At 64.5% G+C, this 12897-nt stretch carries 12 protein-coding genes; 6 read left to right on the top strand and 6 right to left on the bottom strand.

Features of this window, described 5'->3' with window-relative positions; all coding sequences use genetic code 11:
* Positions 1 to 87: 87 nt before the first annotated feature.
* A complete protein-coding gene (locus RE429_RS15190; protein ID WP_414471565.1) occupies positions 88 to 2124 on the bottom strand; it encodes a lytic transglycosylase domain-containing protein in 2037 nt (678 codons plus the stop codon).
* 183 nt (positions 2125 to 2307) lie between these two features.
* On the opposite strand from RE429_RS15190, the gene dapA reads away from it, so the two are divergent.
* The 3 genes from dapA to RE429_RS15175 all read left to right on the top strand — a co-directional run bounded on the left by dapA (position 2308) and on the right by RE429_RS15175 (position 4427).
* On the top strand, positions 2308 to 3192 hold the full coding sequence (gene dapA / locus RE429_RS15185) for a 4-hydroxy-tetrahydrodipicolinate synthase (protein WP_414471564.1): 885 nt from the start codon (positions 2308 to 2310) through the stop codon (positions 3190 to 3192).
* A 7-nt stretch (positions 3193 to 3199) separates the two neighbouring features.
* Positions 3200 to 3673, top strand: a complete 474-nt coding sequence (smpB, locus tag RE429_RS15180; protein ID WP_414471563.1) for an SsrA-binding protein SmpB — start codon at positions 3200 to 3202, stop codon at positions 3671 to 3673.
* 223 nt (positions 3674 to 3896) lie between these two features.
* Entirely contained in the window at positions 3897 to 4427 is a 531-nt protein-coding gene (locus RE429_RS15175) for a glycine cleavage system protein R (RefSeq protein ID WP_414471562.1), read from the top strand.
* Between the two features lie 170 nt (positions 4428 to 4597).
* Here the strand turns inward: RE429_RS15175 and RE429_RS15170 are convergent, their stop codons facing one another.
* A complete protein-coding gene (locus RE429_RS15170; RefSeq protein WP_414471561.1) occupies positions 4598 to 5254 on the bottom strand; it encodes an NYN domain-containing protein in 657 nt (218 codons plus the stop codon).
* 241 nt (positions 5255 to 5495) lie between these two features.
* Positions 5496 to 6080 (bottom strand): orotate phosphoribosyltransferase, encoded by a 585-nt coding sequence (gene pyrE / locus RE429_RS15165; protein WP_414471560.1) that lies wholly within the window; start codon positions 6078 to 6080, stop codon positions 5496 to 5498.
* A gap of 252 nt (positions 6081 to 6332) precedes the next feature.
* On the opposite strand from pyrE, the gene RE429_RS15160 reads away from it, so the two are divergent.
* The gene (locus tag RE429_RS15160) at positions 6333 to 7154 is read left to right on the top strand and encodes a LuxR C-terminal-related transcriptional regulator (RefSeq protein WP_414471559.1); all 822 of its coding nucleotides are present in this window, start codon (positions 6333 to 6335) and stop codon (positions 7152 to 7154) included.
* 14 nt (positions 7155 to 7168) lie between these two features.
* Here the strand turns inward: RE429_RS15160 and RE429_RS15155 are convergent, their stop codons facing one another.
* The 3 genes from RE429_RS15155 to rpoZ all read right to left on the bottom strand — a co-directional run bounded on the left by RE429_RS15155 (position 7169) and on the right by rpoZ (position 10751).
* A complete protein-coding gene (locus tag RE429_RS15155; protein WP_414471558.1) occupies positions 7169 to 7798 on the bottom strand; it encodes a gamma-glutamyl-gamma-aminobutyrate hydrolase family protein in 630 nt (209 codons plus the stop codon).
* A 190-nt stretch (positions 7799 to 7988) separates the two neighbouring features.
* Positions 7989 to 10160: a RelA/SpoT family protein gene (locus tag RE429_RS15150; RefSeq protein ID WP_414471557.1), complete on the bottom strand. Its 2172-nt coding sequence runs from the start codon at positions 10158 to 10160 to the stop codon at positions 7989 to 7991.
* 186 nt (positions 10161 to 10346) lie between these two features.
* Positions 10347 to 10751, bottom strand: coding sequence for a DNA-directed RNA polymerase subunit omega (gene rpoZ, locus RE429_RS15145; RefSeq protein ID WP_370438180.1), 405 nt, complete (start codon positions 10749 to 10751; stop codon positions 10347 to 10349).
* A gap of 425 nt (positions 10752 to 11176) precedes the next feature.
* Here rpoZ and fabD point away from each other — a divergent pair, with 425 nt between their 5' ends.
* Positions 11177 to 12124, top strand: a complete 948-nt coding sequence (fabD, locus tag RE429_RS15140; protein ID WP_414471556.1) for an ACP S-malonyltransferase — start codon at positions 11177 to 11179, stop codon at positions 12122 to 12124.
* A gap of 15 nt (positions 12125 to 12139) precedes the next feature.
* Positions 12140 to 12877 (top strand): 3-oxoacyl-[acyl-carrier-protein] reductase, encoded by a 738-nt coding sequence (gene fabG, locus RE429_RS15135; protein WP_414471555.1) that lies wholly within the window; start codon positions 12140 to 12142, stop codon positions 12875 to 12877.
* Positions 12878 to 12897: the final 20 nt, after the last annotated feature.

Raw genomic sequence — 12897 nt, 5'->3', positions numbered from 1 at the left:
CCGACGGAGTTCAGGCGCATGCCTCCGGGAGCCCCTTCGGATCCGGCAGAAGGCCGATAGGGACGAGGCGCGAAGGCTCGGTTCGCCTCAATAGGCGGTCTTCGCCGCATCCGCCGTCTCGGAGCTCTCCGAGACCGGCTTCTCCTTCAATCGCGCCCGGTAGACCTGCAGGTTTTCCATAACCCGCTGCACGTAGTTCCGGGTCTCGTGGAACGGGATCCTCTCGACCCAGTCGATCATGTCCACTTCGGGCTGGCGGGGATCTCCATAGCTCCGGATCCACTTCTTCACATTGCCGCCGCCTGCGTTGTAGGAGGCGAAGGCGAGAATGTAGGAGCCCTTCCAGTCCTCCATCAGCTCTCCGAGATGGGCGGAGCCGATCTTCGCGTTATAGGAGGGGTCGTCCACCAGGCGGTTCAGGTCGAACCCGACGCCGAATCGCTGCGCGGTGCGCTTGGCGGTGGCCGGCATGAGCTGCATCAGCCCGCGCGCGCCCGCGCTCGAAACCGCCTTGGGATTGAATGCGCTTTCCTGGCGCGCGATGGCATAGACCATGGCCGCCTCCACCTCGTCGCCGACCGGTTGGAAATCCGGAATGGCCGCGATCGGATAGGCGTGCTGATCGAGCGGGAAGCCCCGTTGCAGGGCGATCTTGCCCACCGCCAGGACCGCGCGCGGATTGTGCTGGGACGTGGCGAGCGCCGCGAGAGCATCGAGCTGCCCGGGATCGTTCAGAACCTGGGCGAGGTCGGCGTAAACGCCGATGGCTAGTTCCGGCTCGCCGATCTGATTCAGGAGGCGCACGGCGCGCACGGGAACGAGCGCCTCGAAGGCTTTGCGCTCATCGTCCTTCAGGGGCTCGACGGAGCGCAGGGACACGCTTTCGCCCAGCTTGTCGCGGGCGAGCTGGCCGTAATAGGTGGTCGGGTAGCCGGCTGCCCGGGTGTAGAAGTGCTTGGCGTCCTCGGCGACGCCTGCCGATTCCGCCGCGCGGGCCTGCCAATAGGCGGCGCGCGACAGGGAAATCGGCGTGGAGGCGGCCTGGGATGCGGTCGCGAAGTGCTTCGCGGCCGTTTCCGGGTCGTTCAGGAAGCGAAGCGCGATCCAGCCCGCATGAAACTCCGCCTCGATCTGCTCCGCGGGGGATTCGGCCGAGTGGTGGCTCGCCACCATGTAGGCGGTCTTGGCGTCGCCCTTGTCGAGGAGCTCCCGGGCGATCCGGCGCTGCTCGGCCCACCATTCGTCCCCGTCCACGCGAAGCTCGTGATCGCGGGGAGCCTGCATGATGATCCTGGCCGCCTCCGCCATGTTGTTCGCCCGGCGCTGAAAGAGGGCGCGGGAGAACAGGTAGGACGGATCGGTCCTGAGCGGGGCGGGAACCGCCGCGAAGGCCTTGTCGGCCTTCTTCTTACCCTGGAACGGGCCCATGCGGGCCTTGACCAGGGTGACGTAATCCTTGCCGGCGAGTTCGGCGGCGCGCTGGGCGGCGCCCCAGTTCTCCTTCAGGAGGTAGCGCTCCATGCGGTAGCGGTGGTCGGCCCGGGTGAGGAGATCCGGAAACTGGTCGAGGATCCGGCGCTCGGTGTCGCTTCCGAAGGTATCCTCCCGCCACGCGAAGCGGATCAGATCCGCGGCCTCCTTGTCGAGGCCGTCTCCCTTGAGCGCGAGGCCCAGCGCAATGCGTCCGGCCGGCGTGACGGGCGGACGTTTGTCGAAAAAGACGCGGATCTGCGCATTCGAGCGGCGCTCGGCCAGAAAGGTGACCTCCAGCCGCCGGCGGAGCTGCGACGTCATGGGCCAGTCCGGAAAATCGCGCCGGAAGGCCATGATCCGCTCGTAACCGAGGGGGAGGCCGCTGCGGATGGCGAACCATTCCGCGGCCGCCTGCGCGGCCGGATCCGTGAGTTTCGACTGCAGGATCGCGGCCTCGGTCGGATCGTTGGCCCGATAGGCCTTGAAGATCAGCGGCAGCTGTTCCAGGTCTCCCATGGCCGTGGAGGGAGGCCTGAAGCTCTCCAGGGCGGGCGGGACGGGCGAGCCGGCCGGCATTTCGCCTGCGTGAACGGGGAGAGCGGACAATTGGAACACGGCGACGGACGCCAGAAGAGCCATCGAACGGCGCATTGTGAGGTTCACCCGCTCACCCCCCGTGTCGTCGCCTCTCGTTATGACGACGTTTCTCTTGAGGAAACACCAAGTGCCGCGTTAGGACAACACCTCAAAGGTTCGTTTGCGCCGATGGGCCGCAGCCCTTATGTGTGACCGACTGGCCCGCTTCAGATTTGCCGCTTCTATTCGAGGACTATCATGACCCGCTTCAATGGCTCCATCACGGCTCTGGTGACCCCCTTCAGGGATGGCGCCGTGGATGAGGCCGCCTTCAGGGCCTTCATCAACTGGCAGATCGATCAGGGCGCCCACGGCGTCGTTCCGGTCGGGACCACGGGGGAGAGCCCGACGCTGAGCCACAAGGAGCACGACCGGGTCGTCGAGATCTGCGTCGACGAGGTGAAGGGCAGGGTCCCGGTGATCGCGGGCGCGGGCTCCAACAGCACGGACGAGGCCATCGGCTTCTCCAGGCATGCCGAGAAGGTCGGCGCCGACGCGGTGCTGATCGTCACGCCCTACTACAACAAGCCGACGCAGGAAGGCCTTTATCAGCACTTCAAGGCGATCAACGACGCGATCGGCATTCCGATCATCATCTACAACATCCCCGCCCGCTCCGTCATCGACATGTCGGTCGAGACCATGGCGCGTCTCTTCGAGCTCAAGAACATCGCGGGCGTGAAGGACGCGACCGCGAATATCGCCCGCGTCAGCCAGCAGCGCCAGGTCATGGGGCCCGATTTCATCCAGCTCTCGGGTGAGGACGCGACGGCTCTCGGCTTCATGGCCCATGGCGGCCACGGCTGCATTTCCGTTACATCCAATGTGGCCCCACGCCTTTGCGCCGACATGCAGGAGGCCTGCCTGAAGGGCGATTACGCAACGGCACTGAGGATCCAGGACCGCCTCATGCCGCTCCACACCAACCTTTTCCTCGAAACCAATCCGTCGCCCGTGAAGCACGCCGCTTCCATTCTCGGCCTGATGCAGGACGATGTGCGCCTGCCGCTCATTCCCGTTTCCGAGGGAACGAAGCAGGCGGTGCGTTCGGCGATGGTTCATGCGGGTCTGATCAACACCTGAAGAACCGATGTCCAAAGCTCCGAAGAGCGCCAACCGCGTCGTCGCGGACAACCGGAAGGCGCGGTTCAATTATGAGATCGTCGATACCTACGAGGCGGGCATTGCGCTCACCGGCACGGAGGTGAAGTCCTTGCGCACCGGCAAGGCCACCATCGGGGAGGCCTATGCCGGTCCGTCGGGCGAGGAGTTCTTCCTCTTCAACGCCTATATCCCGGAATACCTCCAGGCGAACCGCTTCAACCATGAGACGCGTCGTCCGCGCCGGCTGCTGCTGCACAAGCGCCAGATCGACAAGCTCATCGGCGCGACCCAGCGCGAGGGCTTCACCGTGATCCCGCTCAAGATCTATTTCAACGATCGGGGGCGGGCGAAGGTGGAGCTCGGGCTCGGCCGGGGCAAGAAGCTCCACGACAAGCGCGAGACCGACAAGCAGCGCACCTGGAATCGCGAGAAGGCGCGCCTGATGCGCGAGAAGGGCTGACAGGACGCCGGAGCGCTCCAGCGCATCGTGCGAAAAAGTGGACCCGGTTTTTCGCCGGAACGATGCGCTCCTCCAAAAAAGGAGCATCGTGCGAAAAAGTGGACCCGGTTTTTCGCCGGAACGATGCGCTGTTCTATCAGGGGAGCATCGAATTGATCCCAAAAGTGGAATCCACTTTTGGGTCCGATGCTCTAAGTCCACCCTTTGTCTGGGAGGATCTGGTATGGCGTCCGTCGCTCTTGTTTCCGTTCTCGGTCCCGACCGCGTCGGGCTTGTCGCCGCGATTGCGGAGCACCTGTTCGATGTCGGCGTGAACCTGAGAGATACGACCTTTTCGGCCCTGGGCTCCGGGGCGGAGTTCGTGGCCCTGTGCGAATTGCCCGCGGGTTTGGAGGCTGACGACATCGAGGCGGGTCTCAGGCAGCTTCCGGATCTTGCCGGTGCCGAGATTCGCGCCATTCCTTATGCCTTCGATCCCAGCCCGGGGCCCGCGGGCAGCATCACGCATCGCATCACGATCAGCGGCGGCGATCAGCTCGGCCTCGTGGCGCGGCTCGCCGAAGTGTTCAAGCAGTACGATTCCAACATCGTGCGCCTGGAGGCCCGCAAGCTCGGCAGCGCGGAAGGCGGCCTCTACGTGACCCGTTTCGCCGTGTTCATTCCGGAGAGCCAGGTCAACCTATGTCTGGCGACGGTCAGCAATACCGCCGGCGCGCTCGGCCTGGACTGCGAGGTCGAGGCGGGAACGCTTTGACCGCCACGGGGCGGGGCGACGGCCGGGTCGCACCCGGCCGAGCTTCATCGTTTTCCTAGCGCATCGTGCGAAGAAGTGGGAACCGGTTCTTCGCGAAGAACGATGCGTCATCAAAGAGAGAGAGCAAGCATTCCGATCCCGTCAGAATGCTTGCGCTAGGAGCGGCGATCTCAGAGATCGAACTCGTCGTCCTGGCCCTGCCGGATGCCATAGCGGCTCTCCAGTGCTCCGTTGCGGGGCTGCTGTTGATGCTGCTGGCGGGGACGGTCGTTGCCTTCGCCGGCCGCACGCTGCGGCCGATCCGAGGGATCGCGGCCGATTCGGGACGCGAGCTGCGAAAGGTCGAGGAACTCATCCGCCTGACGGCGCAGTTCGTCGGCGACCATCGGGGGCTGCGTGGTGATGGTGGAGACCACGGACACGCGAACGCCCCGGCGCTGCATGGCCTCGACCAGCGAGCGGAAGTCCCCGTCGCCGGAGAACAGCACCATGTGGTCGATATAGGGCGACAGCTCGAGCGCATCGATCGCGAGCTCGATATCCATATTGCCCTTCACCTTACGGCGACCGGCCGAATCGACGAACTCCTTGGTGGGCTTCGTCACCACCCGATAGCCGTTGTAATCGAGCCAGTCGATCAACGGGCGGATGGACGAGTATTCCTGATCTTCCACGAGCGCCGTATAGTAGAACGCACGCACAAGCGTGCCTCGACCCTGGAATTCCTTCAGAAGACGCTTGTAGTCGATATCGAACCCAAGTGTCTTTGTCGTAGCGTAAAGGTTCGCTCCGTCAATGAAGAGTGCGATCCGCTGCTGGCCTGACATAAGTATTCTCTTTTTGTGTCTGCCTGGGCAGCATAACAACCCAATCGGTCGCAGCGACATCTATTATTTATGCGGACAATACAATTGCGCAACAAGAACAGGACGTGCCCGAGAACAGGCTGTTATCAACCCTTTAGACGAGTAAAAACCACAAGCTCGAATACTTAATGGTGAGTAAAAGAAAAGAGTCAAGGTGGCGGAAAGGGGGCCGTCAAGCCTTCTACTGAAAAATCAACAATTTTTACGATTTGAGGCTTCGGCTGCCGGGTTTGACCGCCGGAAGAGCGGCGAGTTCCGGCGGCAGCTTGTCGGGCTCGTAGGCCGGAATGTCGAGCTGGACCAGGGACACGAGGGGCGCGCCGAGATCCGCCCTGCCGCCGGAACGGTCGATCAGGCAGGCGGCGCCCAGGAGGGTCCCCGGATAGTCCTTAAGGGCCGCCAGGCATTCCCGCGACGAGAGGCCGGTCGTCACGATGTCCTCGACCATCACGACACGCGCTCCTTCCGGAATCGTGAAGCCCCGCCGCAGGGTGAAGACGCCGTTCTCGCGCTCCACGAAGATCGCCTTGGCGCCGAGATGCCGGGCCGTTTCATAGCCGGGAACGATTCCGCCGACGGCCGGGGAGACCACGTAATCGACGCTCCCGAAGGCCTGCCGGATCTTGTCGGCGAGGGCCCGGCAGACCCGCTCCGTGCGGGCGGGGTCCTGGAACACGAACATCTTCTGCAGGAAGACCGGGCTGTGCAGGCCCGACGAGAGGACGAAGTGCCCTTCGAGCAAGGCGCCGGCGGAGCGGAATTCGTCGAGGATGTCGTTCGGGGTCATGGCTCAGGTCTCCTGCGTCAGCGCTGTGTGGCAGGTGAACTGCCGAGACGCAAGGGCGTTCGCGCCGGGACCAACGCCGGGGGGCCTCCCGGTGCCTGTCGTCCTTGTGTGGAGGCGCACTTGAAAAACGATATGACGTTCCATCTACACCACGCCAAGGGGGCCTGTCTCGGGCAGCCGGGCGGGATCCGCGCTCGAGGCGTCGTGCGGGTCCGCCTGCCTTATCTGCGGCCGGACATGAGGACCAGAGCCATGAGAATACGAAATGTCGAACTCCCCGCGGGGACGGGAAAGAGGGGCGATGAACCCGGCGGCTTTCAGGCGACCAGAGCATCCGTCATCATGGGCGCTCATGCCCGGATCGGCCGTGCCGGCAGCCGCTCGCCGCTCCGTCACGCTCAGGCGGCAGGAAAAGCCGGAGAGCGCGGCGGCGCCGAGCAGGTCCTGACGCTCCTGATCGAGCCGAATGGCCTGCTCCGGGAGGGGGTGAGGCAAATCCTGACGGGGAGCGCCTATTCTCCCGTTCTCTCCGTCGCGAGTCTCGACGATGCGCGGCCGTTGCTGGGAGCGCAGAGAGAGGCGCTGCTCCTGGTCACGAACGCGGGTGAGGAATATCGGGAAACATGCCGGCAGGTGCGGGCGCTCCTGGCGCAAAATCCATCCGCCCGGGTCGTCATGTTCGTCGAGCGGTGCGATCCGCAGCGGATGTTGATCGCGTTCGATGCGGGGGCGGCGGCATGCCTCGACATGTCGACCTCGCATGAAGCGCTTCTCAAGATGCTGGACCTCGTCATGCTGGGCGAAACGCTCGTCCCGGCGACGGTCCTGACCACCCTCCGAAGGCCGGGCCTTCCCCACGATCTCGACAGGGGAAAGGAGCTGTCGTCCCGCGAAAGAGCCGTTCTCGAATGCCTGACGGAGGGCGCATCGAACAAGGTCATCGCCCGCAGGCTCGAGATCACCGAGGCGACCGTCAAAGTCCACGTCAAGTCCATCCTGCGCAAGGTCCGGGCGAAGAACCGCACGCAGGCCGCACTTTGGGCGTCGATGCATATCCAGACGCACCGGTCGTGACGGGAAGGAGGGGCTCAGCTCTTTTCGGCTGCCCGCATGAACGCCTCGAAGATCGCATTGCCCGGGTGGTCCTGGCCTGCGAACAATTCCTGATGCCATTGCACCCCGAGCGCGAAACGGCGGGAGGGAACTTCGATCGCCTCGATCACGCCGTCCGCCGCATGGGCGCTCGCCACCACGCGATCCGAAAGCCCGATGACGGCCTCCCGATGGAAGGTGTTCACGGAAAGCTCGCGCCGCCCGACGATTTGGAACAGCCGGGTATCGTCTTCGATGGCGACGGGATGCCGGTGATCGCGCTTGTCGTGTTCCAGGATATGCGGCCCCATCGCGCGCACGTCCGGTGAGAGGCGGCAGCCGTGCAGGCCCGCGAGAACCTGCATGCCGTTGCAGATGCCGAGCACCGGCTTGTCGCGTTCGAGGAAGCCCCGCATGAGCGCGAGTTCCACGTCGAGCCGCTCGGAATGCGGGGCCTTGGAAACCTGGCCTTCGGCGAACCATTCGTTCGGAAAGGCGAAGCGGCCGCCCACGCTCATGAAGCCGTCGAACGCGTCGACCACGGTTTCGACCATGTCCATGACATACGGAATGCCGAAAGGCAGGCCGCCGGCACCGTGAACGGCGACGAAGTACTTCTTCGTCATGTCGTAGCGCGTGCCGTCGACGCTAGAGCATCGGACCCAAAAGTGGAATCCACTTTTGGGATCGAATCCGATGCTCCCTTCTTGGAAAGAGCGCATCGTTCTCGCGAAAAACCGGAGCCACTTTTTCGCACGATGCGCTAGTGTTCTCGTCCATGATGACGGCGATGAGCGGCTTGGCCGGCATGGGCGATTATCCGGTCACGCGGTCGACGCGGCTGACGACGCGCTTGGCGCGCAGTTCCGCGATGATCGCATTGAGATGCTTCAGGTCCCAGACGGTCAAGTCGATGGTGACATCGGTGAAGTCCTGCGTGCGCCGCTTCATGTTCACGTTGTCGATGTTGCCGTCATGATCCGCGATGACCTGCGCGATCTGCGCGAGCGACCCCGGTTCGTTGATCGATTGCAGCTTGATGCGCGCCGGAAAGCGCTGGGTCGAGCCGGTTTCGAGATCCCAGCGCACGTCGATCCAGCGGTCCGGCTCGTTGTCGAAATCGGCGAGCGAAGGGGACTGAATGGGATAGATGGTGACGCCCTGGCCGGGAGTCAGAATGCCGACGATCCGGTCGCCCGGCACGGCCCCGCCTTCCGGGGCGAAGCGGATCGGCATGTCCCTGTTGAGGCCCCGAATCGGGATGCCGTCCGTCTGTTCGCCGGTCGGGCGCGCGCCCACGCCGTCCGGCTGGCCCATCGCCCTGCCGTCCGTTCCGGTGCGGCGCTCTTCCTTGTAGTCGGGATAGACGGCGCGCACCACGTCGCCGGAGAACATCTCGCCCCGGCCCACCGCCGCCAGCACGTCCTCCACGGAAACGCGCGCCAGCCGGGGCAGGGCGCCCTTGAGCTTCTCGTCCGAGAAGCTCTTGCCCGCGCGCTCGAAGGCGCGCTCGAGGATCTGATGGCCGAGGCCCGTATACTGGCGCCGGACGGCTGCGCGCGTGGCGCGCCTGATCGAGGCGCGGGCCTTGCCGGTGACCACGAGGGATTCCCAGGCCGCGGGCGGTGTCTGCCCTTCGGCGCGGACGATCTCCACCTCGTCGCCGTTCTGAAGCTCGGTGAGCAGCGGCGACATGCGCCCGTTGATCTTGCAGCCGACCGCCGTGTTGCCGACATCCGTGTGCACCGCATAGGCGAAATCGATCGGCGTCGCACCGCGCGGAAGGGCGATGAGGCGGCCCTTCGGCGTGAAGCAGAAGACCTGGTCATGGAAGAGTTCGAGCTTCGTATGCTCGAGGAACTCTTCCGGATTGTCGCCTTCCGCAAGGAGGTCGATCGTGCGCCGCAGCCACTGATAGGCGCGGCTTTCCGTGGCGAGGCGGGAATTGTCGTTCACGCCCTCCTTGTACAGGGCATGGGCCGCGATGCCGTATTCGGCGACCTGGTCCATCACCTCCGTGCGGATCTGAAGCTCGACGCGCTGGCTGCCGGGGCCGATCACCGTGGTGTGGATCGAGCGGTAGTCGTTCTGCTTGGGCGTCGAGATGTAGTCCTTGTAGCGACCCGGAACCATGGGCCAGCTGGTATGGACGATGCCGAGCGCGCGGTAGCATTCGTCGACGGTGCCGACGATGATCCGGAAGGCGAAGATATCGGACAATTGCTCGAAGGAGACGGATTTGCGCTCCATCTTGCGCCAGATCGAATAGGGGCGCTTCTGACGTCCCGTCACCTGCGCGTCGATGCCCTGGGCCCTCAGCTTGGTGGTGAGCGTCCGCTCGATCTCCTCGACGAGCTTCTCGCTCTTGGCCGTCAGTTCGTGCAGGTGCCTGTTGATGGCCTCATAGGCTTCCGGGTCGAGGTTCTGGAAGGCCAGTTCCTCCAGCTCCTCGCGCATCTCCTGGATGCCCATGCGTCCGGCGAGAGGGGCGTAGATCTCCAGGGTTTCCTGCGCGATGCGCTGGCGCTTCTCCGGGGGCATGAAGCCGAGGGTGCGCATATTGTGCAGGCGGTCGGCGAGCTTGACCAGAAGCACGCGCACATCGTCCGCGATGGCCAGCAGAAGCTTGCGGAAATTCTCGCCCTGGGCGGCGCGCTTGGAGACGAGGTCCAGGCGCTTGATCTTCGTCAGGCCGTCGACGAGCGCCCCGATCTGCGTGCCGAAGGTCTTGTTGATCTCCTCCAGGGTCGCTTCGGTATCTTCCACCGTGTCGTGGAGCACGGCCGCCGCGATGGTCGCCTCGTCGAGCTTCATGTCGGTGAGGATCGCGGCGACTTCGAGGGGATGGCCGAAGAACAGGTCGCCGGATGCGCGCTTCTGGTTGCCATGCGCCATCATGGCATAAACGTATGCGCGGTTGAGAAGCGCCTCGTCAGCCGAGGGGTTGTAGCGCTTCACCCGCTCGACAAGTTCGTACTGGCGCATCATGCGGCCGCCATCTCCTCAAATCGGTCTGTCAGGCTAAAATTGGGCAATACTAAAGAATATTGTACCAGGACTTCTGACCGCAAGCGGAATACCTTGCCGCAGGCGGCAAATCCACGCCGTGGTTAAGAGGCATGAAAAAAGCCCGGCTGAGGGCCGGGCTTTTCGAAAAATCACAGGTTCGAACCGTTATTCACGCTCGTCGTCGTCCGAGCTGTTGTTGCTCGGGGGCACGAGGCCCTCCAGGCCGCGGAGCAGGTCTTCCTCGCTCATGCGGTCGAACTGGACGTCGGCATCATTGTCGCTGCCGGTGGCGGCTGCGGTGTTGCCCAGCATGGGAACGGCCTCGGCCTCCGGCTCGTCCACCTCGACATATTTCTGCATGGAGTGGATGAGCTGCTCCTTGAGGTCGTCGGGAGCGATGGTCTCGTCCGCGATCTCGCGGAGAGCCACGACGGGGTTCTTGTCACGGTCGCGGTCGATGGTGAGCGGCGAGCCCGAGGAAATCAGGCGGGCGCGGTGGCTGGCCAGCAGCACGAGCTCAAACCGGTTGTCGACCTTGTCGATGCAGTCTTCGACGGTCACGCGAGCCATGCAGGGGCTCCTTCTTCAGGTTCAAAGGAATATCGGAAGGGTGACCGGATACAACGGATGCTCCAAGAACACAAGAGCAAGAACTCAAGAGGATGCGTTCCGAAACAGGGACTTAAACCCGAAACCGCCCGCCACGTGCGGAGTCGCACGTTTTCGCGAGTTTGTTTATAGTATGTTGTAACATATGAATTGCGAGGGGCGAATGCATTATTTGAATGATTGTCTGCAAGGGGTTATGCGCCGGGGCAGGCTCCTCTGGAGCCGGTTTTTCGTCATCCGGTCGAAGATCGACCGCAATCTTCTCAGGGGATGGAGGCGGCACATCTGAGGCCGCCTGAGACCTTCAAACGACCTCTGTGCCTTGACTCCAGGGCTTGCGGGTGCCAGTTCCGCGCGGATTCGACGCAATAAAGGTTCCGCTCCCGATGAAGCGCGCATTCATTTTCCCGGGCCAGGGAAGCCAGGCCGTGGGCATGGGCAAAGCCCTCGCCGACAACTTCCGCACGGCCAAAGCCGTATTCGACGAGGTGGACGAGGCTCTCTCGCAGAAGCTGTCCACCCTCATGTGGGAGGGACCCGCCGAGGAGCTGACCCTGACCGCGAACACGCAGCCCGCTCTGATGGCCGTGAGCCTCGCCGCCATGCGCGTGCTGGAGGCCGAAGCCGGGCTCGGGCTCAGGGAGCATGCCGCCTATGTCGCCGGGCACTCGCTCGGCGAATATTCGGCGCTCGCCGCCGCCGGCAGCCTCTCGATCGCCGATACGGCCCGCCTCCTGCGGATTCGCGGAAACGCCATGCAGAATGCCGTGCCGGTGGGGCAGGGCGCCATGGCGGCTCTTCTCGGCCTCGAATACGACACGGCCCTCGAGGTCGCCCGTGAGGCGGCTCAGGGTGAGGTCTGCGATGCGGCCAACGACAATGGCGGCGCCCAGGTAGTGGTTTCCGGCCATAAGGCGGCCGTCGAGCGCGCGGTGACGATCGCCCAGCAGAAGGGCGCCAAGCGCGCCGTGATGCTGGCCGTGTCCGCCCCCTTCCATTGCGCCCTCATGCAGCCTGCCGCCGACGCCATGCGCGAGGCGCTGGCCGGAGTGGCCGTAAAGGCTCCCGCAATCCCCGTGGTGGCCAATGTGGAGGCCGCGCCGATCACGGACCCGGATGCGATCCGCGACGCCCTGGTCCGCCAGGTCACCGGCACGGTCCGCTGGCGCGAATGCGTGGCCTTCATGGCCTCTCAGGGCGTCGAGGCCTTTCATGAGGTCGGGTCGGGCAAGGTCCTGACCGGTCTCGTGAAGCGCATCGCCGCGGGCGCGACCGCCAGCGCCATCGGCACGCCCGAGGATGTCGCCGCCTTCAAAGCTACCCTGCAAGGCTAATAGAGGAGAGCCTCCATGTTCGATCTGACCGGCCGCAAGGCTCTCGTCACCGGAGCCACCGGCGGAATCGGCGGCGCCATCGCCCGCGCGCTGCATGCCCGGGGCGCCACCGTGACTCTCTCCGGCACCCGCCGCGCCGCCCTCGACGAGCTCGCCGCCTCGCTCGGCGAGCGGGTCCATGTGGTCGAGGCCAACCTTGGCGACAAGGATTCCGTCGAAGCGCTCGTTCCCGCCGCGGAAGCGGCGATGGAGGGGCTCGACATCCTCGTGAACAACGCGGGCGTGACCAGGGACAATCTGTTCATGCGCATGAAGGACGAGGAATGGGACACGGTGATCGCCGTGAACCTGACGGCCGCGTTCCGCCTCTCCCGCGCCGCCGTGAAGGGCATGATGCGCCGCCGCTACGGCCGCATCGTCAATATCGGCTCCGTGGTGGGCTCGACCGGCAATCCGGGGCAGGGCAACTACGCCGCCTCGAAGGCTGGCCTCATCGGCATGACCAAGGCGCTCGCCGCCGAGGTCGCGAGCCGCAACATCACCGTGAACCTGGTCGCTCCGGGCTTCATCGAGTCCCCGATGACGGATGTGCTCAACGAAAAGCAGCGCGAAGGCATCCTGGGCACCATTCCCATGGGACGGCTGGGCCAGGGCGATGAAATCGCGTCCTCGGTGGTCTATCTCGCGTCGAGCGAAGCCGGCTATGTGACCGGGCACACCCTGCACGTGAACGGTGGAATGGCGATGTTCTAAAGGCACTTAGCGGGGCCGGC

It is taken from the genome of Microvirga sp. M2, from assembly GCF_047497095.1.
In the GTDB taxonomy this organism is placed as follows: Bacteria; Pseudomonadota; Alphaproteobacteria; order Rhizobiales; family Beijerinckiaceae; genus Microvirga.
Note: the sequence above shows the minus strand (reverse complement) of the source record. Positions and strands in the feature narration are given on the sequence as shown.

Bases quoted from the DNA above. Each gene is read 5' to 3' on its own strand.
- RE429_RS15190 (WP_414471565.1), bottom strand. From the start codon at position 2,124: ATGCGCCGTTCGATGGCTCTTCTGGCGTCCGTCGCCGTGTTCCAATTG.
- dapA (WP_414471564.1), top strand. From the start codon at position 2,308: ATGACCCGCTTCAATGGCTCCATCACGGCTCTGGTGACCCCCTTCAGG.
- smpB (WP_414471563.1), top strand. From the start codon at position 3,200: ATGTCCAAAGCTCCGAAGAGCGCCAACCGCGTCGTCGCGGACAACCGG.
- RE429_RS15175 (WP_414471562.1), top strand. From the start codon at position 3,897: ATGGCGTCCGTCGCTCTTGTTTCCGTTCTCGGTCCCGACCGCGTCGGG.
- RE429_RS15170 (WP_414471561.1), bottom strand. From the start codon at position 5,254: ATGTCAGGCCAGCAGCGGATCGCACTCTTCATTGACGGAGCGAACCTT.
- pyrE (WP_414471560.1), bottom strand. From the start codon at position 6,080: ATGACCCCGAACGACATCCTCGACGAATTCCGCTCCGCCGGCGCCTTG.
- RE429_RS15160 (WP_414471559.1), top strand. From the start codon at position 6,333: ATGAGAATACGAAATGTCGAACTCCCCGCGGGGACGGGAAAGAGGGGC.
- RE429_RS15155 (WP_414471558.1), bottom strand. From the start codon at position 7,798: ATGACGAAGAAGTACTTCGTCGCCGTTCACGGTGCCGGCGGCCTGCCT.
- RE429_RS15150 (WP_414471557.1), bottom strand. From the start codon at position 10,160: ATGATGCGCCAGTACGAACTTGTCGAGCGGGTGAAGCGCTACAACCCC.
- rpoZ (WP_370438180.1), bottom strand. From the start codon at position 10,751: ATGGCTCGCGTGACCGTCGAAGACTGCATCGACAAGGTCGACAACCGG.
- fabD (WP_414471556.1), top strand. From the start codon at position 11,177: ATGAAGCGCGCATTCATTTTCCCGGGCCAGGGAAGCCAGGCCGTGGGC.
- fabG (WP_414471555.1), top strand. From the start codon at position 12,140: ATGTTCGATCTGACCGGCCGCAAGGCTCTCGTCACCGGAGCCACCGGC.